At 38.4% G+C, this 24,555-nt stretch carries 18 protein-coding genes; 8 read left to right on the top strand and 10 right to left on the bottom strand.

What is annotated here, in order from left to right; genetic code table 11:
- Window positions 1-23 precede the first annotated feature (23 nt).
- The gene (locus JM84_RS02950; RefSeq protein WP_144782660.1) at window positions 24-3,989 is read right to left on the bottom strand and encodes a M36 family metallopeptidase; all 3,966 of its coding nucleotides are present in this window, start codon (window positions 3,987-3,989) and stop codon (window positions 24-26) included.
- A 351-nt stretch (window positions 3,990-4,340) separates the two neighbouring features.
- Between JM84_RS02950 and JM84_RS02945 the strand changes: the two genes are divergently transcribed.
- Window positions 4,341-6,029, top strand: coding sequence for an ABC transporter ATP-binding protein (locus JM84_RS02945; RefSeq protein ID WP_013750557.1), 1,689 nt, complete (start codon window positions 4,341-4,343; stop codon window positions 6,027-6,029).
- A gap of 820 nt (window positions 6,030-6,849) precedes the next feature.
- Here the strand turns inward: JM84_RS02945 and JM84_RS02940 are convergent.
- The 6 genes from JM84_RS02940 to JM84_RS02915 all read right to left on the bottom strand — a co-directional run bounded on the left by JM84_RS02940 (window position 6,850) and on the right by JM84_RS02915 (window position 13,840).
- Window positions 6,850-7,506 carry a CoA transferase subunit B gene (locus JM84_RS02940; protein ID WP_013750558.1) on the bottom strand — a complete coding sequence of 219 codons (657 nt, stop codon included), beginning with the start codon at window positions 7,504-7,506 and terminating at the stop codon, window positions 6,850-6,852.
- Window positions 7,507-7,508: 2 nt separating this feature from the next.
- Window positions 7,509-8,210, bottom strand: coding sequence for a CoA transferase subunit A (locus JM84_RS02935; protein WP_013750559.1), 702 nt, complete (start codon window positions 8,208-8,210; stop codon window positions 7,509-7,511).
- Between the two features lie 141 nt (window positions 8,211-8,351).
- Complete coding sequence (locus JM84_RS02930) at window positions 8,352-10,682, bottom strand: penicillin-binding protein 1A (RefSeq protein WP_013750560.1); 2,331 nt, start codon at window positions 10,680-10,682, stop codon at window positions 8,352-8,354.
- A 10-nt stretch (window positions 10,683-10,692) separates the two neighbouring features.
- Window positions 10,693-11,169 (bottom strand): gliding motility lipoprotein GldH, encoded by a 477-nt coding sequence (locus tag JM84_RS02925; RefSeq protein WP_013750561.1) that lies wholly within the window; start codon window positions 11,167-11,169, stop codon window positions 10,693-10,695.
- The gene (gene ricT, locus JM84_RS02920; RefSeq protein ID WP_013750562.1) at window positions 11,162-12,649 is read right to left on the bottom strand and encodes a regulatory iron-sulfur-containing complex subunit RicT; all 1,488 of its coding nucleotides are present in this window, start codon (window positions 12,647-12,649) and stop codon (window positions 11,162-11,164) included. Before ricT ends, JM84_RS02925 begins: the two co-directional genes overlap by 8 nt.
- 159 nt (window positions 12,650-12,808) lie before the next feature.
- A complete protein-coding gene (locus tag JM84_RS02915; RefSeq protein WP_013750563.1) occupies window positions 12,809-13,840 on the bottom strand; it encodes a rhodanese-related sulfurtransferase in 1,032 nt (343 codons plus the stop codon).
- A gap of 404 nt (window positions 13,841-14,244) precedes the next feature.
- Between JM84_RS02915 and recA the strand changes: the two genes are divergently transcribed.
- The 3 genes from recA to JM84_RS02900 all read left to right on the top strand — a co-directional run bounded on the left by recA (window position 14,245) and on the right by JM84_RS02900 (window position 17,482).
- Window positions 14,245-15,252, top strand: coding sequence for a recombinase RecA (gene recA / locus JM84_RS02910; RefSeq protein ID WP_013750564.1), 1,008 nt, complete (start codon window positions 14,245-14,247; stop codon window positions 15,250-15,252).
- 197 nt (window positions 15,253-15,449) lie between these two features.
- Window positions 15,450-16,025, top strand: coding sequence for an RNA polymerase sigma factor (locus JM84_RS02905; RefSeq protein ID WP_144782658.1), 576 nt, complete (start codon window positions 15,450-15,452; stop codon window positions 16,023-16,025).
- Window positions 16,025-17,482 (top strand): outer membrane beta-barrel protein, encoded by a 1,458-nt coding sequence (locus JM84_RS02900; protein ID WP_144782656.1) that lies wholly within the window; start codon window positions 16,025-16,027, stop codon window positions 17,480-17,482. Before JM84_RS02905 ends, JM84_RS02900 begins: the two co-directional genes overlap by 1 nt.
- Before the next feature lie 160 nt (window positions 17,483-17,642).
- Here the strand turns inward: JM84_RS02900 and JM84_RS02895 are convergent, their stop codons facing one another.
- Entirely contained in the window at window positions 17,643-18,374 is a 732-nt protein-coding gene (locus JM84_RS02895; protein WP_144782654.1) for a lysophospholipid acyltransferase family protein, read from the bottom strand.
- Between the two features lie 70 nt (window positions 18,375-18,444).
- Here JM84_RS02895 and trpS point away from each other — a divergent pair, with 70 nt between their 5' ends.
- The 4 genes from trpS to JM84_RS02875 all read left to right on the top strand — a co-directional run bounded on the left by trpS (window position 18,445) and on the right by JM84_RS02875 (window position 21,256).
- On the top strand, window positions 18,445-19,416 hold the full coding sequence (gene trpS / locus JM84_RS02890; RefSeq protein ID WP_144782652.1) for a tryptophan--tRNA ligase: 972 nt from the start codon (window positions 18,445-18,447) through the stop codon (window positions 19,414-19,416).
- Window positions 19,416-19,886 (top strand): hypothetical protein, encoded by a 471-nt coding sequence (locus tag JM84_RS02885; RefSeq protein WP_144782650.1) that lies wholly within the window; start codon window positions 19,416-19,418, stop codon window positions 19,884-19,886. Before trpS ends, JM84_RS02885 begins: the two co-directional genes overlap by 1 nt.
- A gap of 149 nt (window positions 19,887-20,035) precedes the next feature.
- Complete coding sequence (locus JM84_RS02880; protein WP_013750569.1) at window positions 20,036-20,488, top strand: 6-pyruvoyl trahydropterin synthase family protein; 453 nt, start codon at window positions 20,036-20,038, stop codon at window positions 20,486-20,488.
- Window positions 20,489-20,494: 6 nt separating this feature from the next.
- The gene (locus JM84_RS02875) at window positions 20,495-21,256 is read left to right on the top strand and encodes a UDP-2,3-diacylglucosamine diphosphatase (protein WP_144785125.1); all 762 of its coding nucleotides are present in this window, start codon (window positions 20,495-20,497) and stop codon (window positions 21,254-21,256) included.
- 69 nt (window positions 21,257-21,325) lie between these two features.
- On the opposite strand, the gene recJ is transcribed toward JM84_RS02875, so the two are convergent.
- Window positions 21,326-23,017 carry a single-stranded-DNA-specific exonuclease RecJ gene (gene recJ / locus JM84_RS02870; protein ID WP_013750571.1) on the bottom strand — a complete coding sequence of 564 codons (1,692 nt, stop codon included), beginning with the start codon at window positions 23,015-23,017 and terminating at the stop codon, window positions 21,326-21,328.
- A complete protein-coding gene (locus tag JM84_RS02865; RefSeq protein WP_144782648.1) occupies window positions 23,017-24,552 on the bottom strand; it encodes an SPOR domain-containing protein in 1,536 nt (511 codons plus the stop codon). Before JM84_RS02865 ends, recJ begins: the two co-directional genes overlap by 1 nt.
- Between the last annotated feature and the right edge of the window lie 3 nt (window positions 24,553-24,555).

Genomic DNA, 24,555 nt, shown 5'->3' with positions numbered 1-24,555 from the left:
TCTACTAAACTAAGAAATGAATACTATTTCTTAATAAAACGTTTTACCATTTTTGTAGTTGCAGTTTCCACTTCAAGAATATAAACACCAGTCTCTAATCTTGAAACATCAAGTGTGTTTTCAAAATTACCTTTGTGTACTACCTGCCCTAATAGATTATAGATAGTCACAGCAGTTGCTTCTGTGCCGTTTAAGTTAATTGAAAGCTCTCCGCGAGTTACAGGATTAGGGAATATAGAGAATTCTCCACTTCCTGCTGCTTCGGTTAGACTGCTCTGAGCATCATTTGCTCCAAATCCAGCACTACTCACCACATTTACAATATAATCCTCTACTTCTCCATACTGGAAACTCTCACAAGCTGTAGGGATCCCGTTATACTTCATAGAAACTCTCATTCTCGTTGCTCCTTGAGATGCTCCAGAAGGCACGCTAAATGTTCCTGTTATTGGAGTAGCAGATGTTGCTGCTCTAGTGTATACAATCTCTCCTGCATCTGTAAAATCTCCATCACGGTTCCAGTCTACAAATACTGCATACCCTTCATTATATACAGTTCCCGTCCATCTTGGAGTAATTGTGATTGTATTACTACTTCCTAATGTTGTAGAAAGGCTTGTAAAATCTCCGTAACCGCCAGCAGATGCTCCGGTTGCATTATTAATACTTCCTATTTGTACACGTTGTATATACTCATCATTAGTATTATTTCCATTTGATGCACAGTATCCAGATGGCGCACCTGTGTCACCTCCTCCACCTCCGGCAGATAGTACTACATTATCAATAGCAACGTCAGATTGCCATGTACTTCCAGTAATACGGTTGAAACGTAATTGCACTGTTCCGCCAGTGTATCCATCAAGATTGATTGTTACAGCATTCCACTGGTTACCTTGGTTTCCAGTTTGGTTCCAAAGGCTTGTCCATGTCGTACCTCCATCTGCACTTGCTTCAAGATCTATACGACCACCGTCTGTTGATCCAAACATGTGATAATCAAATGTAAAGTTTGCTTCTGTTTCTCCTGTTAGATCAAAACAAGGTGAGTTTATAATCGCTCTTTTGTTAGGGAAACCTGTTCCGTTACCAGAAGCTTCTACATATAAATAGAAAGACCCATCAGCTCCAGATGCTGGCCCTGTTCCACTTGAAGGGGTTCCTGAAGCATCGCGTGTCCAGTTTATATCATCTCCTGTAGCTTGTGACCACTGACCTAGTCCTGACTCAAAACTCTCACTATAAGGAGCACTTGCTGTACCTACACATCCACTAGGTGGTGCAGTAGTATCAGTTGTCGCACTTACGATGTTACTATTTCCTGAGATATTACCTACTTCATCTTTGGCGCGAACCGTAAATTGATACGTAGTTCCTTCTGCTAAGCCTGTTATATTTGCCGAAGTAGCAGTTACTTCTCCTAGGTTATTAGTTCCTTGGAAGACATCATATGCCGTTACTGCCACATTATCTGTAGCTGCTGTCCATGATAAAGCTACAGATGTTGTAGTAACATCTGTTACTGCAAGATTAGTAGGCGCAGTAGGTGCTTGAGTATCTGCCGGAGCAGTACCATCAATAGCAAAGCCATCAATAGCAATATCACCCTGCCATGAAGTTCCAGTAGTAGCACGGAAACGTAATTGTGTGGCTCCATCATAAGATGCAAGACTTACGGTTGCATCTAGCCAAGCCGCTCCTTTATCTCCAGATTGCACCCATAATTCATCCCATGTTTGCGTTGCATCATCTCTTCCTTCAAGACGTACAGTCCCAACAGCACTACCTGTCATCTGGTAACTAAATGTTACTTCTGCTCCGTTTACTCCTGTAAGATCAAAACAAGGAGAATTTAAAGTTGCTGTCTTAGTTGGAAATCCTGCACCGTCACCAGATGCTTCTACATAGATGTAAAATGATCCCTCATTTGCAGCTGCTGGTCCTGTACCAGAAGATGGCGTGCCAGATGAGTTTACTGTCCAGTCAACATTATCTGATGTGTCTTGAGACCAAGCTCCAATTGTGTTTTCAAAACCTTCAGCATACGGGAACGACGCTACGGTACTAGTACAAGATACTGGCGCTGGTGGTCCAGAACATCCACTTGTGAATGATACTACCTGATCTGAATTTGTGTTTGTTCCTCCGTTGCTATTTTCTACGGCATCTACACCTACTCCGCGTCTAGCAAAAGCATCCCATATTAAACAGTTGAACTGACCTCCGTAAAGATCTTGGTCTGCTTGTAGGATTCCATTACGACCAGAAACATATCCTGGATTATTTGCAGTGTTTTTAAGTCCTTCTATTACAAGTGACATTGCGATGTTATTACCTCCATTACCACTATATTGATTAGGGTCATATCCTTCTTGATCAATAAGATCCCAAGTCATGTCCCAAAGAATAGTTGCAAAACCATATCCCACTCCGTGTGGTGCTACTAATCCCGGAACGTCACTGTATGTTGTTCCATTAACAGCAAAGTCTGTAGCATACCTCGTAGGACGTATTCCTGCCCCTGTTGTAGGCTGTCCTATTGCATAGGTTCCTACTCCTCTAGCGGTATCTCTCGTATCTCCTGGACGTATAGTCATTACCATACCTAACCAGTCTGACCATCCTTCACCCATTTGTTCAGAACCTCCTAATGCGTTTGTACCAGGTCCTCCTACGAGACGTGTAGAAATACCATGACCGTACTCATGTGCAATAATTACGTTGTCAAAATCACCATCACGGGTAGGATTTGTGAATAAAAACATTTGCATTCTAGGGTTTTGACCATCTGGTGGTGTTGCAAAGTTTGCATTGTTAGTCCCACTGCCGTCTTGAGCATCTGCATTTACAGAATCACTTCCTGCTCCGCCTTTACCATAGTTATTTTCTTGAAAATTACCTGCCGCCTCTGTAAAACCATATTGGTACCATACATCATGCATGATATTATTCCAGTAAAATAAGTTTGTAGTAGCTGCTGGTAAGAAAGTAGATGGAGTGTTATTTAAATTAAGGCTAAAATCAAAGTTAAGAGCACTTCCTCCATTAGGACTTGTACCTGTTCCATTATTACCATTAGTATCATCTTGCGCGAGTACATTATTACCACGCGTTGTTGTAAACTCTGCACCAGCAGATCCGTTTGTGTCGTGCCATCCATAAGGAGATGCATTAGCATTTGCTGGATCTGTAACTACCACACGGTTACCGTGACTAGGGCTTTCAATCCCTAGCGGAAATACGTTATAAGAACCACCACCTACTGCAGCTGCGGTATAGCTCGCTTCAGTAGCACTGCGCGGCCCATAATTTACTACTGGCTCTTCTGTAGTTGTATGACCATGCTCTGTGTGATTAGGATCTTCAAAAGAACAAGAAATCACCCAGTCTGTGGTTTTAAGGATTTCTCCTGTAGATGCATCTACATTTACATTCCACCAGTGTTGCGCGTCAAGTTGGTAAAGAGATACATTCCAAGTAAGGTGCATTTTATCACCTATTGCTAGGTATGTTTTTTCTACTTTAATAGGCTCTAAGCTTATTCCAGAATTTGCATATTCAAGAAGATTACCAGAAGATTTTGTAACTCCTAGATTGCTTGGTGTCTTAAGACTATGAGCATTCACAACCTTTAAGATTGCGTTTTCTGGAGACAGTGAAAGTGATGCTCCAGCAGCTTTTTGAGCAACATCTTTTGCAAACTGGTTTATCTCGTAGGTAACTTTACCATCTCTTACGGTGAGTTTGTATGTTCCGTTTTGTACTGGAATACCTTGATACATTTGTTTTACATAAACGTGCTGTATTTCAGGATTGAGAGAAGGAACAATATCAGTAATTTTCCATTGAGCAACGTCTGTAGACTTCAAGCCAACTTCTTCTGCATTGCTACTTAGATAATTTTGGACGATTCCGTCCACACTGGTCTGTGCATAAACGGCGGTTCCTAATAGAATAGTCATTAGGAAAAAGGAGTAGATTTTCTTCATACTGTAGTTCTAAATTAATTATAGGGAAATCTTAATAAAACACATTATTTAGCATTTATTTTGCTAAAATTATATGCTTACCCAGTAAATGACGTCATTTCAGTAAAGAAATCATAATTTTTTCGACGAACTACACAAAAATTTTTAAGGTTTTTTTAAGAAATACGATTTGTGTGAAGAACTGGATGAATCCCTAAACAAGAACTACTCATTTTCTATAGCTGAATACATTTAATGATGTTTTGAAATATTATGATAACTATAAAAAGTCTCAAATCAAGCTCGTTTTTGTGTTACAAATTGCGATGTATCCTTTTAAAAACAGACCGTAAGAAATCGTATTTTTGAAGTATGCAGCCACAAAAAATCCTTACTGTAGACCAACTATCTATATCCTTTAAACAGCAAGGGGAAGTACAAGAAGTAATACATAACATTTCATTTGATCTTTATAAAAATGAAATTCTTGCTATTGTGGGTGAATCAGGGTCTGGAAAGAGTGTGTCATCACTCGCCATTCTAGGGCTTTTACCTAAGAAAAACACGCTTATTGAAGGCACCATAGTTTTTGAAAATCAATCATTACTAGATACTAGTGAAAAGGATTTTCAGAAAATACGAGGTAATGAAATCTCCATGATTTTTCAAGAACCTATGAGTAGTCTCAATCCGTCAATGCGTTGCGGTGAGCAAGTGGTAGAAATTCTTTTACAACATACTTCGCTCAACCGAAAATCTGCAAAGGAAGAAACCCTACGCTTATTTGAAAAGGTAAAGCTGCCCGCTGTAGAAAAGATTTATAGCGCCTATCCTCATGAGATTTCGGGAGGTCAAAAACAACGTGTAATGATTGCGATGGCTATCGCTTGTAAGCCTAAAATCCTTATTGCAGATGAGCCTACTACTGCCCTAGATGTTACCGTTCAGCAAGAGATTATAGTATTACTTAAGGAATTGCAGTTAGAAAATCAGATGAGTATTATTTTCATCTCTCATGACCTTTCCTTAGTGAGCGAGATTGCAGACAGGGTTGCTGTGATGTATAAAGGAGATATTGTTGAGTACGCTTTCGCGAAAGCGTTATTTTCAAACCCACAACATGAGTACACAAAAGCATTATTAAGTGCAAGACCGTCTCTAGATGAACGACTGAAAAAGTTACCAACGATAAAAGATTACCTAGATAAAAAACCACTTTCTAAAGCCGAAACAAAATCTGAAAGAGCCGAACATTTAAGAAATCTGTATGCACAACCACCTTTACTAGAGGTGATTAATGTAGAAAAAGCATACTTTTCTAGTGCCGGCATCTTCGCTGAAGATATTGCCTTTAAAGCGGTGGATGATGTTTCATTCTCTATTTATGAGGGAGAAACCTTAGGACTTGTAGGCGAGTCTGGTTGTGGTAAATCTACCCTGGGAAATGCCATCTTGCAATTAGATAAAGCTACTGCAGGAACCATTTTGTACAAAGGAATGGCTATTAATGAAATGCGTGGAGCAGCGCTGAGAAGTTTAAGAAAGGAAATACAAATCATTTTTCAAGATCCTTTTGCCTCTCTTAACCCCAGGCTCACTGTAGGTCAAGCCATTATAGAGCCTATGGAAGTCCATAAACTTTACGATTCTAAATCTATGAGAAAGCAGCGCGTGCTAGAGTTGCTAGAACGAGTGGGACTAGAAGCATCACATTATGATCGTTATCCTCATGAGTTTTCTGGAGGGCAGCGACAACGCATAGGGATTGCTCGTACTATTGCTGTAAATCCTAAATTAATTATTTGTGATGAGTCTGTAAGTGCGCTAGATATATCCGTACAAGCACAAGTGCTTAACCTTCTTAATGAACTTAAAACAGATTTTGGCTTTACCTATATTTTTATATCGCATGATCTCGCCGTAGTAAAATACATGTCTGACCAGCTAGTGGTTATGAATAAAGGTAAAATAGAAGAAATAGGGGATGCAGATCATATTTATGAACAACCCGAAAAAGAGTACACTCAAAAACTCATTCATGCTATTCCCAAAGGAATGTAAGAGTTACTAGATCATAAATAGAAATACTTTCTTTGCTAGCCTAGCACAATTTGTTGTAAAATCTGCAGCATGTTTTACGCCAGAGACAAATGATCGCGTAGAGTTTGTTATTTTTTCCATAGTAGGGATGAAAGACAAATGAGGTTTAAAACAAAATCCGCAGGGCTCCCCCCGCGGATTTCTAACAAATCATAACTTAAAACACTCTTATACGTTTAAGTCATACTATAAAACTAAATTACTTCGCTCATTAACGAACTTACTTAGCATTTAATCGAAATCAATTACTTGATTTGGGGGACTGCTAAAATACTATAAAATTAGACATCTGCAAGGATTTTGATTAAGAAAATATTTTGAAATGTTAAAATATTGTGTATTTCATCGAATTATTGAGTTTTTAAACGTGGTTTGAGCGCAATTTTAAATTATAGTAAAGCAAAGCCTCTTTTGAATTTCATGATTAAGCGATAGCACTTTTTGTAAGAATATTCTCTATTTTAATGAAATCAAAATGTAAGTACCCTCTATTTTTGACACCTATTGAATAGAGATATAAGACTTATTAAAACTATTTCTAGACTAGCGTTGTAAATCGAGTCAATTAATCACTAGAGCCTCTATATCCTCAACTACAAGACTAAGGATTGCTACTTATTTATGAATGGAAATTAGCTCGCAAGAAGCATAAAATCTGTGTGATCTTAAGAAGAGAATACGACCACAAAGTTTCTCTAATAAAAAATCTCCAACTATCTCAAAACCACTTTTAATGGTTTATAAGATAATCGGAGACTATGTTTTACTAGATTGAAGTATATTAAAACTTCATTTCTGGAATATCGCCATCTACAATTAATGCTCCCTCGGTTGCTGCCTGAATCTCTTCTACAGACACTCCTGGAGCTCTCTCGAGCAGTTTAAACCCTGCTTCAGTGACTTCTAACACTGCAAGGTTACTCACAATCTTTTTCACGCATCCTACACCAGTTAGTGGCAGGCTACATTTTTTTAAAAGTTTTGATTCTCCTGCACGGTTAGTATGCATCATGGCTACAATAATATTTTCTGCACTTGCCACGAGATCCATTGCACCTCCCATACCTTTTACCATTTTACCTGGTATTTTCCAGTTTGCGATATCACCATTTTCTGCAACTTCCATAGCACCTAGAATGGTAAGGTCTACGTGTTTACCACGTATCATACTAAAACTAGTAGCACTATCAAAAAAGCTTGCCCCAGGCAAGGTGGTAATAGTCTGCTTTCCAGCATTTATAATATCTGCATCCTCTTCTCCATCATACGGAAAAGGCCCCATCCCTAAAACTCCATTCTCACTTTGAAACTCTACGTCAATGTCTTCACGTACATAGTTTGCAACAAGTGTAGGAATACCGATACCTAGGTTTACATAATACCCATCTTGTACTTCTCTTGCAATGCGTTGTGCAATTTGATTTTTATCTAAAGCCATAATTAGTCTCTTGTTCTAACGGTGCGTTGTTCTATTCTCTTTTCAAAGGTTTCTCCTTGGAAAATACGTTGTACAAAAATCCCTGGGATGTGTATTTGATTAGGATCTAGTGTCCCTACCGGCACAAGCTCTTCCACCTCTGCAACAGTTATAGTAGCTGCCCCACACATATTAGGATTAAAGTTTCTTGCAGTCCCTTTAAATATTAAGTTACCTGCAGCGTCACCTTTCCATGCCTTTACAAAAGCAAAATCTGCTTTAAAAGCATGTTCTAGCACATACATTTTCCCGTCAAATTCTCTTGTTTCTTTTCCTTCGGCTACTTCTGTTCCGTATCCTGCTGGTGTATATATTGCTGGAAATCCTGCTTGCGCTGCTCTACATCGCTCTGCAAGGGTTCCTTGTGGTATAAGCTCTACATCAAGCTCACCGCTAAGCATCTGGCGTTCAAACTCGGCGTTTTCACCCACATAGCTAGAAACCATTTTCTTTATTTGCTTTTTCTGTAACAACAGCCCTAGTCCAAAATCATCCACTCCGGCATTATTAGAAATACAGGTGAGATTATTGACATCAAGAGCTACTAGTTTAGCTATAGAATTTTCTGGAATACCGCTGAGACCAAAACCTCCAAGCATCAATGTCATTCCACTTTCAACACCTTCTAGTGCGGCGTCTACTCCAGTCACTTTCTTTGTTATCATATTCTTAGTTTATAAGTACTAAAAGTACGGATTTTGTATTGAATTACGCTTTCGCGAAAGCGTAATTGAACATCTAAAAATGAATCCAAAAAAAAGAGCGCGATTGCTCGCACTCTTTATAATTATGTATGTATTATACTATTAAAAATCCAGCTCATCTGGAAGCTCGTCGCTTACACCAGAACTCTTATAATCATCACAATTAGTTGTGATTGTTAAGTTACTAGGTTTTGAAAATTCGCTTTTAGAAATCTCTAGATCCTCATTTTTGTATACCTCTTTCATATACATTCCCCAGATAGGTAATGCCATTGTTGCTCCCTGACCATAACCTATGCCTGGGAAGTGAACTGCGCGATCATCACCACCTACCCAAACTCCAGTCACAAGATTAGGCACAATACCCATAAACCATCCGTCACTTTGATTTTGTGTAGTACCTGTTTTACCAGCTATTGCATTATCAAAACCGTATGGATAACCCGTAACGGCATTACGATATATTGCATCTTTACGCCATGTGTGACGTAATCTTGCTCCAGAACCTGAGCGCGTCACTCCTTCCATTAACTGTAGTGTCACGTAAGCACTCTCTGCACTTAAAACATCTCGAGTTTCTGGAACATGCTGATACAAAACTGTTCCATTTTTATCCTGTATGGTACTTACAATCTGTGGTTTTACATATACCCCTTGATTTGCAAAAGCTCCGTATGCAGATACCATTTCATACACACTTAAATCTGCTGTTCCCAGCGCGATAGAAGGTACTACTGGAATATCCTTCGTATCTATCCCTAGCTTGCTTACTAAGTCTAATACAGGCTGTGGCCCTACTTTATCCATGAGCCTAGCAGAAATTGTATTTACAGATTGAGCAAGTGCCTCTTTCATTGTAATCATACCACCCATCTCACCTCCAGAGTTTTCTGGAGTCCAGTTCTTTGTATTTCCGTGCGCTCCCGCAGGTATAGTATAAAGTGTGTTTGGCAATGTATCACATGGAGATAAATGCAATTGATCTACTGCTGTTGCATATAAGAAAGGTTTGAAGGTAGATCCTACCTGGCGTTTTCCTAATTGTACGTGATCGTATTGGAAGTGGTTCATATTAATACCACCTACCCACGCGCGCACTTCTCCAGTTTGAGGTACCATAGACATCATCCCTGTACGTAAAAACTTCTTGTAATAACGTATAGAATCACGCGGAGTCATTAATGTATCTACATCTCCTGCCCATGTAAAAATGGTCATATCTGTTTTTACATCAAATGATTTTCTAATTGCAGCATCTGTTTTTCCTTGCGCTTTGAGTTTTCGCCAGCGAGATGAGCTTTTTATAGCATTATTAAAAATGCGCTCCACATCCTCCTCTTCGATATCTCTAAAAGGCGCTGTTTTGTTTTTCTCGTTTTGTCTATCAAACTCGGCTTGTAATCTTGGCATATGCGCAGCAACAGCATCTTCTGCCATTTTCTGCATACGAGAATCTATAGTTGTCGTTATTGTAAGACCATCACGGTAAATATTATAATATGTGGTATTACCCTCTGCGTCTTCTCCTTTAGGATTCTCTTTAATCCATGAAGCCATGAATTTCTTAAGATTTTCTCTAAAGTACGTTGCCGTTCCATCTGCATGTCCTTCTGGAGTAAACTTTACTTCCATAGGTAATGCTGTGAGGGAATCTTTTTCGGCAGTTGTGATCATTCCGTTTACTTCCATCTGCTTGAAGACTTGATTGCGCCTTCTTAGTGATTTCTCCTTAGATATCTCACGGTATGGATTATACTGTCTTGGATTCTTAAGCATTGCTACAAAAACAGCGCTTTCATGCAAATCAAGATCTTTTACATCTTTATTAAAGTAAATACGAGCGGCAGAGCTTATACCAATAGCATTAAAAAGAAAGTCAAATTTATTAAGATACATCGCAATGATTTCTTGCTTTGTATACTGGCGCTCCAGCCTTGTTGCAATTACATATTCCTTTGCCTTCTGCAGAAGCCGCTCTAGCGTGGAGCTAGGAGGATTTGAAAATAACAACTTAGAAAGCTGTTGTGTTACTGTACTTGCACCACCGTTTTTACCAAGATAAGCCATCGCTCTGGCCGTACCTCTAAAGTCTATACCAGAGTGCTCATAATAACGCTCATCTTCTGTTGCAACTAGTGCATCGACAAGGTTCTGTGGTAATTGATCATATTTAATAGGAGTCCTATTTTCATTGTAATAAGTACCTAGCTGCTTTCCATCAACAGAGATGATTTTTGTAGCAAGGTTACTTTCTGGGTTTTCAAGTTCTTCAAAGGTGGGGAGTGTTCCAAAAACATTCCAACTCGCTAGTAAAAATAATAGTACTGCCAGTGTGACTCCTCCTGCAAATAGTCGCCAAAACCAAGAAATATATTTACTGTAATCTCCGTCGCTTTTTTTTGCAACTTTTTTTGGAGGTGTTTGTTTTGCCATTATGATGTGTTTATTCTTGCTTTTCAATACGTAATCCTACTTCGGTAATTCCTTCTAGATAGGCATCTCCAGCGATGTTTCCGTTTTTTCTTACTGCGTGCTCTATAGTAAATGTGTAGGTTCCGCTTTCGCGAAAGCGTACTCCTTCTCTATACAACAATTTACTTTCTTTAATATCTCCAAAACCAGTACCCATCCACGTTCCATCTGGATTTGCCATTTCATACTCGAGGGTATCGGTATACGTACGCCCTTGCGGAAACTGCATCTCTGTAATCAAAAAAAGATTACTGTATGGGTATTGATTATTATTACGAACGGTAATGAATGCATTATATAATGGCACGCTATCAAGCTCGTTTACTTCTAACACCACAGGTTCATTAATATTCCATGAGCTACCTAACGACGTGTATGAATGATACACTTGTTTTGAATCACATGAAACACATAAAATAATGAGTATCAATAGTAATACGTTACGCATTAGGTTTTGGTTTTTGAGGACGCCTTTTATTTTTATTTGCAGGCTTTGATCCTCCAGACTTTTGACCTTCTTGAGTTGGATTTTGGCTCGTTGCATCTTTAGCTTTTCCTCCCTGAGCTTTCGGCTTTGGGCCTCTGCTTTTAGGTCTAGGTCCTTTACCCTCAGGTCTTGGGCCTTTTGCTTGAGGCTTTGGGCCTTTACCTTCTGGTCTAGGTCCCTTTGCTTGAGGTTTTGGTCCTTTCTTTGCTGCAGGTCTTGGACCTTTTGCACCATCTTGATTGGGTTTTCTGGGAGTTCTATCCTTAGCTTTTGGTCTATCTCCTTGAGGCTTGTTTCCGTTACCCGCAGGTTTTCTCTTACGACTATTGCGTCGCTTGTTTGTAGTTTTAGGCTTGTCAAAACGAGTAAGACTATCTTGACCTACCACATTACCAAAATCTATTACTGTTTCTTCTATAAGTTCGGCAGCAAATTCTTCTAGGCTTGCAACCGGTTCTTTCTTCTTATTTGCAGCTATAATTTCATTTGCATGATCTGTCGTAAGCTTATGCCAGTTCATCCATTCTCCCTCGTAAGCATACCACAAGTGCCCTTGAAAAATGTCAATTTTCTGGCAAACTGCAGTTCCTTTTTGAGTGTAGAGTTTAGTCTCACTTTTTGGAAAACTTTTGAGCGCATCCATATAAGCATCTAGCTCATAATTAAGACAGCATTTTAATTTACCACATTGTCCAGCAAGCTTTTGCGGGTTAAGTGATAACTGCTGGTATCTAGCAGCGCTCGTAGTCACAGATCTAAAATCTGTTAACCATGTAGAACAACAAAGTTCGCGACCACAAGAACCTATCCCACCTAGACGTGCCGCTTCTTGACGAAGACCTATCTGTCTCATCTCAATACGAGTACGGAAATCTTGAGCAAATTCTTTTATGAGTTGGCGAAAATCTACACGATCTTCTGCCGTATAATAAAATGTCGCTTTAGAACCGTCTCCTTGAAACTCAATATCTGATATTTTCATTTGGAGATCTAGACGTATCGCTATCTGTCTAGCGCGCACCTTCATACTTTCTTCCCTCTCACGAGCAGTAGTCCAGATATCTATATCTCTCTGTGATGCCTTGCGATAGATTTTAAGTGTTTCTGGAGTGTCTTGCCTTACTTTCTTGCGCTTCATTTGCACGCGCACAAGCTCACCAGTAAGGGTTACCATTCCAATATCGTGGCCAGACTCTGCTTGAGTCGCTACAATATCACCTATACTTAGGGTAACTTTTTCTTCGTTTTTATAGTAATCTTTACGTCCATTTTTAAAACGTACTTCTACGTAGTTAAAAGCTTCTTGTCCATCAGGAAGGGACATATTAGAAAGCCAGTCAAAGACTGTAAGTTTATTACATCCGTCGGTTCCACAGGTTCCATTGTTTTTACAACCTTTAGGAGATCCGTCTTCACCTGTGCCACAACTGCCACATGCCATATTTTGTATATTTAAATGTACACCGCTCCATATCAATCGTTAAGAGAGTAACAGATGCGTGTACGCGTTATATTTATGTTCAAAATGAACTATCGATAAAGATAGGTAATCTATAGCGCCTTTTCCAAAATCAAAATCAACAGATTCTTTTTCTATTGATTACTTCTTAAAAGCCAGCTTTTCTGATCTACCTTTCTTAAAAATCTTATTACTATTTCCTTTACCAGAACGTAATTTCTTTTGCTCTTCGTATGGCAGTGCATTAATCTCTGCACACTCCGTAGAGCAGCAGTTTTCATTAGCCTTTGCACATTCCTCACATTGTATAAAAAGTAAGTGGCAAGCTTCATTTGCACAGTTTACATGCTCATCGCAAGGAGTACCACACTGGTGACAATTTGAGATAACATCGTCTGAGATACGCTCTCCACGACGGTGATCAAACACAAAATTCTTACCCTTGAACTTATTATCAAGCTTCTCTGCTTCTACCTGGCGAGCATACTCAATGATTCCTCCTTCTAGCTGGAAAACATTTTTAAAACCTTTGTGCTTAAAATAAGCACTTGCTTTCTCACAACGTATTCCACCCGTACAGTACATCACAAGTTTTTTATCCTCCTTATGATCTTTTAGATCTTCTTCAATGATGTCAAGACTATCTCTAAAGGTATCTACATCTGGAGTGACTGCATTTTTAAAATGCCCTATCTCACTCTCATAGTGATTACGCATATCAACGAGTACTGTATTCTCGTCTTCTATAAGTTCATTAAAAGTAGAAGCGTCTACATGAACTCCTTTGTTTGTTACATCAAAAGTTTCATCTACTAGTCCATCTGCAACAATCTTATTACGCACTTTTACTTTGAGTTTTAAGAATGACTTATCGTCTTGCTCTCTCGCAATATTAAGACGTACATTCTCTAGGAAGTTTATTCCGTCAAGAAAGGCTTTAAATGTTGTGAATTTTTTGGCTGGAACAGACATCTGAGCATTTATTCCCTCGTTTGCCACATAAATACGTCCCAAGGCTTCCATCTCATCCCAAGCCACAAAAAGGTGGTTTCTGAAAAGTTCTGGGTTTCCAATCTTATGATACTGGTAAAAAGAGAGTGTAAGGCGTTCTTCTCCCGCCTCTTCTATAAGCTGTGCTCTCTCTTTTGCGCTTAATTTGTTGTACAGTTGCATGCTATACCTTCGTTTTAAGTTAAAAGAATTATTTCTTCGGCAAATATAAGTCTTTGAATTAAGGGTACAAAAAATGCCCGGAGGTCTATCCTGCGGGCATTTTTTTGTGAATTTTGGCTAATTCAGGTTTACATTTTATTTAATGTCGTCGTAATTTGTTTAATACTTTGTAGCTGTGGCCTTCCTAATTTTAGTAAAGATTCCAAATTTTAGTATCTTTGGCAAAACGTCGGGAATAATGTGTTTGGTATGCGTTAGACTTATTCTCATTGCGAAGATGCAATAATAATTAAATGGTTGCGTCTTCATCGATAAGAATTATGTTAAAAATATTTCGCTTTCGCGAAAGCGTACCTTGTTTACCCATTATTTAACAATTAAATTTACAATACAAAACTGAAGATATGAGTAGTGAAAAAGATGCAAAATTAAAAGCCCTTAAACTCACCCTAGACAAGCTAGACAAGACTTACGGTAAAGGAGCCGTGATGAAAATGGGAGATCAAGCTATCGTGGATGTAGAGTCTATACCAACGGGTTCTCTAGGGCTAGATGTTGCTTTAGGTGTAGGAGGATATCCTAGAGGTCGTGTGATTGAAATCTATGGACCAGAATCTTCTGGTAAAACCACCTTAACACTACATGCCATCGCTCAGGCTCAGAAAGCTGGAGGAATTGCGGCATTTATTGACGCAGAGCACGCTTTTGATCGTTTCTATGCAGAAAAGCTAGGGGTGGATATTGATAACTTGATCATATCACAACCAGATAACGGAGAGCAAGCACTTGAAATCGCAGACAATCTTATACGCTCTGGAGCTATTGATATCGTTGTAGTCGATTCTGTTGCTGCACTTACTCCTAAAAGTGAGATAGAAGGTGAGATGGGAGATTCAAAAATGGGACTTCACGCTCGTTTAATGTCTCAAGCACTTCGTAAACTTACTGGTTCCATTAGCAAGACTAATTGTACAGTAATCTTTATTAACCAACTTCGTGAGAAAATTGGTGTAATGTTTGGAAATCCAGAAACTACAACTGGTGGTAACGCACTTAAGTTTTATGCATCTGTACGTCTTGACATACGTCGTTCTACACAGATTAAGGATAGCAATGCTAATGTAATGGGTAATAAGACCCGTGTTAAAGTTGTAAAAAACAAAGTTGCACCACCTTTCCGTATGGCAGAATTTGATATCATGTATGGTGAAGGAATCTCAAAAGTAGGAGAGATTATTGATATAGGTGTAAACTATGAGATTGTAAAGAAAGCTGGATCATGGTTTAGCTATCAAGATACTAAGTTAGGTCAAGGTCGTGATGCTGTAAAAGCATTGTTACTAGATAATCCAGACCTTATGGATGAGCTAGAAACAAAAATTCACGAAGCAATCAAATTATCTAACGAGTAAGCAATTATATCATATTGATAATAAAAACCTCCCATAAGGGAGGTTTTTGTATTTTAAACGCAACCTTTTTATTTTTTTAGCATCTACGTAGTGTTAACCAGGTAAAATTTTATAGAAAGTATACGAGTAGACGTCCATAAATGATATCATAATGTAGCTCATGAGCACTTTTAATAGATATCTGTTCTTATCTTGTTATGAGAACATTAAAACCAAACAACCGGTTGAGTCAAGACCAACTTATAAAGAACTGTAAGAAGAAGCTCCCTAAAGCTCAAGCAGAATTATACAACCGCTACTCGAGCGTCTTGTTTTCTGTATGCTTAAAGTATGCTCCTAATTATGCAGAAGCAGAAGATATTCTGCAAGATGCCTTTATGACCATTTTTGACAAAGTAAGTCAGTACAAAAACAAAGGTTCGTTTGAAGGGTGGCTTAAAAGAGTTGTTATAAATACTGCGCTACAGCGATACCGTAAGCCTGGTGTCTTTAATCTAGTTAACGAAGAAAATATAAAGGAGGTAGAAATTGAAATAGAAGAAGAAAGTATTCCTCTCGATTTCCTACTTAATATTATACAAGAGCTTCCAGATAGATACAGAATGGTTTTTAACCTTTATGTAATGGATGGGCACTCACACAAAGAAATATCAACATTGCTTACCATTTCTCAGGGTACTTCAAAATCAAACCTTGCACGCGCCCGGGGAATATTGAAAGAAAAAATAGAGATGAGCCAGTTTAACCCCAGAAGCAAATCTCACATACAATAATGAAGGAGAAGAAGAACATAGATAGATTATTCCAAGAGAAATTCAAAGATTTTGAATCGCATCCTAGTGACCATGTGTGGAATAATATTCTTGCAGCACAAAAAGAAAAAGAAGATAAAAAGGTCATCCCATTATGGTGGAAGTTGGGCGGTATAGCTGCAGCACTTCTTTTACTTTTTGGTTTAGGTAGTTTATTTATCAACTCTTCTAGTCAAAATAATATACAGATTGTAGATACTCCAATCATAAATGATGAAAACGCAGTCTTAGAAGAGAACACAGCTACAACATCAATTACTCCTCAAGTATCAAAAAATAATGAAGAAGGCAATAAGTTTGTAACTGCTGATGAATCTCAAATTACTTCAAGTATAAAAAACAACACGACCTCAAGAAATCCAAAAAGCGCTAACCCAGCATCTAGAAGAGACGACAATAACTCTAGAAATGGATCTCAAAACAGTCCAAATAAAGCAAAACTCGCAACATCTGAGCAAAACGCTGGGGTAATTGCTTATCAAGCAAATTCACCTCAACTAAACACAGGAAACACAAACAGCCAGCTTAATGTTAATAAAGCTGAGGTTGAAAATAATGTGTTTCCTCAAGAAGATAATAATTCAGTTGCTCAAGTAACCATATTAGAAGAGGAAAACAACCCTAATAAAAACCTCATAGACGAAGCTCAGAAAATAGAAACCCTACAAGAAGACAAACTTGCTCAAGTAGATAATAATACTAAAATGAAGCGCTGGGACGTTGGAGCCGTAGCCGCACCTGTTTATTATGGAGATTTTGGTGGCTCTGGATTAGACAAACAGTTTGCAGATAATGATAAATCTGGTGATGTGAATTTAAGTTATGGACTTCAAGTGAGCTATGCTATAAGTCCAAAATTTAAGATACGTACTGGGGTGAGCAACGTAGACTTAAGTTACAATACTAATGAAATATCATTTTCGACAAATGGATTAGGTCGTAGTGTCCGAGGCATTTCTTTTACTGATAACGCAAAAGTGTTAGCAATTCTAGACAATCCCGCTACTCAACATAGTTTTACTGCAGATAATGCGATATCGAGAATAGGTGTATCTTCAAATGGCTCCTTACAACAGCAACTTAGCTACGTAGAAGTGCCGCTAGAAGCTATTTATGTGATCTCAGATAAACGTGTAGGACTATCTCTTATAGGTGGAGTAAGCACTTTATTTCTCAATGAGAATGACGTTGTCTTAAAGTCATCACAACTCACTACAAGTTTAGGAACAGCAAATGGTGTAAATGAAGTAAGTTTTACAACAAACCTAGGTGTAGGTTTAGACTATAAATTCACAAAAAAAGTCATATTTAATATAGAACCTTCACTTAAATATCAACTCAATAGTTTTGATAATAAGGTGGTAGATTTTCAGCCATATTACATAGGTGTATATACTGGCGTAAGCTATAAGTTCTAGTAAAGAAGCTATACCAAGTGTAGTTTACTTGGTATCAGGTTAGTTTTTTAGTTGGTTAGGTAATCGTTGCTCTTGCAATGATAACAAGAAAGGCTCCGCTGGTTACGGAGCCTTTTGTTTTTTATTTGTTTTATAACGCTTTCGCGAAAGCGATCTCATCCTACTTAGTTAATTCATGTAAGATAACCTCGCGTGTTTGCTCTCTCAAAGCTCTCTTATCATCTTGCGTCATCTCTATCGTAGAAATAAAATGATGCACCTTTGCTCTCATCACTCCTGGAACTCCTTTGAAAAATGAGTAAGGAAATCGCTTCTTATTATCATAAAAGGTGATAGGTACAATAGGAAGATGATGGTCTATTGCGAGTCTAAAAGCTCCATCTTTAAAAGTATCTAGCACTAGTGACAAATCGTTAGGAACGCCACCTTCTGGAAAAATACAGATACTAAAACCCTGACTAAGGCGTCGCTGCGCTTGATCAAATACTTGCTTACGACTGCGTGCATTACCTCTATCTACTAAGATACAAGTGCGCTTATAAAAGAACCCAAACAATGGCAGCTTTGCCAGCTCTGCTTTACCTACAAACACAAAAGGACTTTTTGCAAGATGAAGCATTAACAGAATATCCATCATAGAGGTGTGGTTACTCACCAGCATATACCCTTTGCCTCGCTCAAACTTCTCTTCACGAGTCACCTTTGGAAACAAGCCCATGAGTAACATAATAGTACGAGCCCATATTTGCGCTAGACGGAAAAACATTCCGTACCACGTTTCTTTGAGGATACTTATAATGAGAAGTGGAGATAAAATAAGTATCACCACAAGCATTAAAAAGTAAAACCATACTTTCCAAACAGCAACCGCTATGTTTCTTAAAAAATGCATGGTGCCAAAAATAGGTAATTCGCCCTAGCCAATGCGTAGAAAAAGTTAACTTTGCTTTTTACTTAATTTTATGTCAAGAATACTTACTGGTGTACAAAGTACAGGTACACCCCACTTAGGAAATTTATTAGGAGCGATTATCCCTGCCATCGAGATGGCAAATAATCCTGCAAACGAGGCGTTTCTCTTCATTGCAGATATGCACTCGCTTACTCAGATAAAAGACGGTGCACAACTACGTCACAACACCTACAGTACAGCAGCAACGTGGCTTGCCTTTGGTCTTGATATTAATAAAACGGTTTTTTACAGACAGAGTGACGTACCACAAACGGCAGAGCTTACTTGGTATTTGAGCTGTTTCTTCCCGTACCAGCGACTTACACTTGCTCACAGTTTTAAGGATAAAGCAGACCGTCTAGAAGATGTAAACGCAGGTTTATTTACCTACCCTATGCTTATGGCCGCAGATATATTACTGTATGATGCAGAGATTGTACCCGTGGGGAAAGATCAAGCGCAGCATATAGAAATGACTCGTGATGTTGCTAGCCGTTTTCATGCTGCTACTGGCAAGGAAGTTTTTGTAGTACCAGAAGCTAGTCATAATGAAGAAACCATGTATATTCCAGGTACAGACGGTGCAAAGATGTCTAAGTCTAAAGGAAATATTATTGATATCTTCTTGACAGATAAGAAGCTACGCAAGCAAATTATGGGAATTAAAACAGACAGCACTCCTATGGAAGAACCTATGGAAACAGAGGGCTGTAATGTGTTCAACCTTTATAAATTACTAGCATCACCAGAACAAATAGACCGCTTACGCGAAAATTATAAACGCACAGACTTTGGCTATGGTCACGCAAAGCAGGCTGTTTATGAGGTGATATTAGAGAGATATGCGACACAGCGTGAGAAATACCATTATTATATGGACAACCTCAACGAGATAGATGCTGCACTAAAAGTAGGAGCAGAAAAAGCAACCAAGGTAGCAAATGGAGTGATTGAGAGGGTTAGAAAGGTTGTGGGGTATTAATGAAAAAGACTAACACATATCTGTTTTTTTTAACAACGCTGGTGTTTTTGCTTTTAGCAGTTGGAGTTTTTAATTTAAGCCTATTTGGAAATAATACTTTAGATGTCAACATAGAAGATGTCTACTTTATAATTGATCAAAGAATTATATTGATTTTATTTGCAGTTTTTTCATTTTGCTTTGTCTTCTTGATAAGAGGTCTAATCAAAAAATTCAAAGACAGCTTTGCAAATTACATTTACCTATCGTTTAGTGTAATTGGAATTCTGGCTTTCTCTCTAGTTATATATTTTATAAAGGATTTAAATTATATAGCAGCAACCACAGATGCCTCACTAGAAATAATAACTGCAAATAATACACTAAATAATCTTAGTTGGCTTTTGCAGGTATTTCAGGTGCTTTGGATGATTTATATAATATATGTAAGCATACAAATAGGTAAAAACTCAACACTTAAAAACAATTAACTATGGACTTCATGAGCTTTTTAAGCGGTAACGGTTTGTTCCTCATCTTGGGACTTGTATTGATTATCGTAGTTTTGTACAACAAATTTAAAAGAAGACGTTAATTACGGTATTCATATTTTCGCGAAAGCGAAAACCAATAATATAGTATGTCAAAAATTAGAATTACAAAACAATTTACATTTGAAACTGGTCATGCACTTTACGGCTATGATGGGAAGTGTAAGAATGTGCACGGTCATAGTTACAAACTAAGTGTGACGGTGATAGGACAGCCTATTTCTGATACAGGTAACGCAAAACTGGGGATGGTTATCGATTTTGGCGATTTAAAGAAAATTGTAAATCGTGAGATTGTAAATGTCTTTGATCACGCTACCGTTTTTAATAAAAACACGCCTCACGTAGAGCTTGCAAAAGAGCTTTCTGACCGTGGTCATGATGTGCTTTTAGTAGACTATCAACCTACAAGTGAGATGATGGTGATAGACTTTGCTGCAAAAATTCAATCATTTTTACCAGATAGTATAAAATTACACTCATTACGCCTGTCTGAAACGGCAACCAGCTATGCAGAATGGCACGCTGCAGATCAAGATTAAATGAAGATAACACTCCCAAAAGGAAAGAAAATCTATTTCTCAAGTGACAATCACTTGGGCGCTCCTACTATGGAAGAAAGTCGTCCTCGTGAACGTAAATTCTTGCGATGGCTAGAGATGGCACGCAAGGATGCACAGGCTATTTTCTTAATGGGAGACCTCTTTGATTTTTGGTTTGAGTACAAGACTGTAGTACCTAAAGGATTTGTTCGCACACTAGGCAAACTAGCCGAGATGCGTGACGAAGGTATTGAGATTTACTTTTTTGTGGGTAACCACGACCTCTGGATGAATGGCTATTTTCAAGATGAGCTAGGCATCCCTGTGTATCATGATCCAAAAATTTTCACTATAAATGATAAAAAGTTCTTTTTAGGTCACGGAGATGGCTTGGGTCCTGGAGACATGGGTTACAAACGCATGAAAAAAGTGTTTAGAGGGAAGTTTTTTCAATGGCTTTTTCGCTGGGGACACCCAGACATTGGGATGAAAATTGCTCAATACATGTCTGTAAAAAATAAACTCATTTCTGGTGATGATGATCACGTGTTTCTAGGCGAAGATCAAGAGTGGCTGGCTACCTATGCCAAGCGTAAGCTAGAAACGGAGCATTTTGACTTTTTTATTTTTGGACATCGTCATTTACCTATGACTATCCAAGTGGGCGAGCGCTCCACATATTATAATCTAGGTGACTGGATACATCATTATACCTATGGAGTATATGATGAGCATGGCTTCGAATTAAAGGAGTTTCTTGAGAAGTAAAGTATCTGAGAAAGTTTTCAATATTTAACCTTTTAAGAGAATCCTGCTTCTAGACTAAAATACCCAAATTTATTGTATATCCTTAAGTCTTAACTGCAAACTCACATTCCCGTTCCATTCATTTTCATCAAGGGAATATGCCGCTTTAAAGATTTTTTTATCTTCAATGAGCTCGTATTTATCTCCTAGATTAAAACCTATACATCCTATACGTTGCCCTCGATTGTTTTGTATTACAGTGGCCTTTAAGTGTGTTTGATCTGCTCCTACTTTTTTACCATAACCTGTGTCTATTAGGTTTTGAGTCATAAATGTAGGTGACATATTCTGAGGTCCAAAAGGAGCGAACTGCTTTAAAATACGGTGAAATTTAGGCGTAATATCTGCAAGGTCTATCTCTGAGTCAATGGCAATTTCTGGAACCAGCAAGCGCTCATCACAACTAGCAGCAACTACCTGTTCAAATTTTTCCTTAAATGCTTCATACTGCTCTGGAGCTAGTGTAAGTCCTGCGGCATATTTGTGCCCACCAAATTGCTCTATATGCTCAGCACATTCATGCAAGGCGTTATACACGTCAAAACCTTTTACAGATCTTGCAGAGGCAGCATATTTATCTCCGCTTCTTGTAAATACTAGCGTAGGACGATAATATGTTTCTATTAATCTTGAAGCCACAATGCCTATCACTCCTTTATGCCAGTCTTCCTGAAAAACAACAGTAGTCTTATTTCCCTCTTCTTTGCTCTCTATAATTTGATCTAGGGCTTGCTGAGTGATACTCTTATCTGCTTCCTTTCGGTCGGAGTTATATTGCTCTATTTCTGATGCAAATTTGATGGCTGCATCAAGGTTTGTCTCCCGCAATAAGGTTACAGCATGGTTACCGTGTACCATTCTTCCCGCAGCGTTTATACGCGGTCCTATGATAAAAACCACATCTGTAATAGTAAGCGTTTGCTTTTTGACTTGTTTTATAATGGCTTCAAAACCTGCTCGAGGCGCATGATTTATTACATTAAGCCCGTGGTAAGCAAGGATTCTATTTTCTCCTGTGATAGGTACGATATCTGCACCTATGGCAGTAGCAACAAGATCTAAGTAAGGAAGAAGCTCTTCAAAGTTTTGCTTTCGCGAAAGCGCAATTGCACTTATTAATTTAAATCCTACACCACAGCCGCATAACTCATCATAAGGGTATGAGCAATCTTCTCTTTTTGGATCTAAAATTGCAACCGCATCTGGTAGCTGATCACCTGGTCTGTGGTGATCGCAAATAATAAAGTCGATTCCTTTTTCTTTTGCATAAGCCACCTTTTCAATCGCTTTTACACCACAATCTAATGCGATGATAAGTGTCATATCATTATCTGCAGCAAAGTCTATTCCCATATAAGAAACACCATAACCCTCTGCATAGCGGTCTGGAATGTAGGTCGCCACTTGTGGGTGGATAGTGTCGAGATAAGAACTCATTAAGGCAACACTTGTGGTCCCGTCTACATCATAATCACCAAAGACAAGAATATTTTCGCCTTGAGCTATTGCTTGCTCAATACGTGCTACCGCAACATCCATATCTTTCATTAAGAATGGATCATATAAGTCATCTAGAGACGGACGGAAAAATTGTTTTGCTTTTTCAAACGTGTCTATGTCACGCTGTATGAGTAAACGAGAAATAGGCTCCTCTACTCCAAGTTCTTTGGCGAGGTTTGTAACTTTTTGTGCTTCTGGTTTTGGTTTTAAAGTCCAACGCATTAATCAAGATTAATTTTGAGCATCCATGATTCTTTTAAATCGGGCATTGTTCTTACTTCTTCTAGTTTTTTATAGAGTGCGGCTGCATTCATTCCAGCATCTACAAACACATAAAAGTAATTATTATCTGGGCGGAAAAACATTTGTGGCTCGAGACCTTTTGTAGCAAGAATAGCCATCCAGTTTTCGGCATTTGTAGCGTTTGAAAATACGTTAGTCACTACGTAGTATCCCGCTCCTATATTTTCAACCTTAAGCGATGGTTTTTCAAGTAGCGAGGCAAGTTCTTTGTTTACCACTTCTGGTGCCACATATACTGGCTTAGGCTCGTCTGGATCTGGAGGTACCGCGATAGCTACCTGCTGGTTTGTAATCATCTTATTAGGTAATTGCTCAGTTACCACTTGCTCAGTAGAAGCAACGCTGGTGTTATTTTTCTCTTTATAATAACGCTCACTTATCGTCGTTTGGAATGCAGTAAAAAATAAGAAAAAACGGTCTGATCTTGTTTTAAATCTCATTTTTACTCCTCCCGTACTATTTGCTATAATTGTATTCTGAGCAGTTGGTATTTTAATTTTAGCAAGGTCAAAGCCTAGTGTGTTTAAACTATTTGGAACTCTATTTGTGGCTCTTTTGTCATTTATTGTAATGGTACTATTAAAGAAATTACTTGATGCTCTCACGCTATTATCTAGCGTAACAAAAACCTTCGTTTTAGGATCAAAAATACCAATCTCATCACGACCTAAAGTCACGTCACCCTCTAAAGCTCCAATGGTAATCGCTGTTTCTAACTCTCCCTTTTCTGAAGATTGAAAATTGCCAAAATCTACTTCGACAGCTTTTTTATTTACAAATTCAAATCCGTGAAAGGTAGTCACATATTGTAATGGCTGTGTCTCATCTTCGTACACCACATATAATAACCACCCAGCAGAACTTCCTCCTATAATTTCACCTTGAGACGCACTTACATTTGCTACAGTCACTTGGCCATTAATACTGCCCTGCATTAAGGCTGTAACGTCTGCCATACATGCATAAGGCGCTCGAGAGCTTATAGAATTATGTGTTGCATCCTCGCCATCATAAATGAGTGAGCCTTGTATATTTTCATAAGTTCCACTAGGTAGTTTTAACTTTACGGCTCTTATGTCATGAGCGCGGTCATCTAGTTTTTTATGATAAACCTGACCGTCTTTTAAACGTTTTCCACTACGCTCACCATGATAGGTTCCAGACCAGTACAATCCAGCATACAAAACCTTTGCTCCTTCTCTCAACGCTAAGTGAGCGCTGCTTGAACTCCATGTGCTTTGATCATCATCGATGTCTACATAGCGCATTTTAAACTCATCGTTTATTTTCTCGAGATCATTAAATGGTTTTTCTGAGTCTTTGCTTAATATATTATTACCCACCACGGCAGTGTTGCCGCGTATGTAAAATTCTTTATCTCTAGTAAAAGTTTTTGAATCCTGAGCAGTTGCTATTATAGGAAGCATGCAAAGAAAGCTCAATAGTTTTTTCATTAT

This window comes from Dokdonia sp. Hel_I_63, from assembly GCF_007827285.1.
Lineage (GTDB): Bacteria > Bacteroidota > Bacteroidia > Flavobacteriales > Flavobacteriaceae > Dokdonia.
This window is presented reverse-complemented; position numbering and strand designations above follow the sequence as displayed.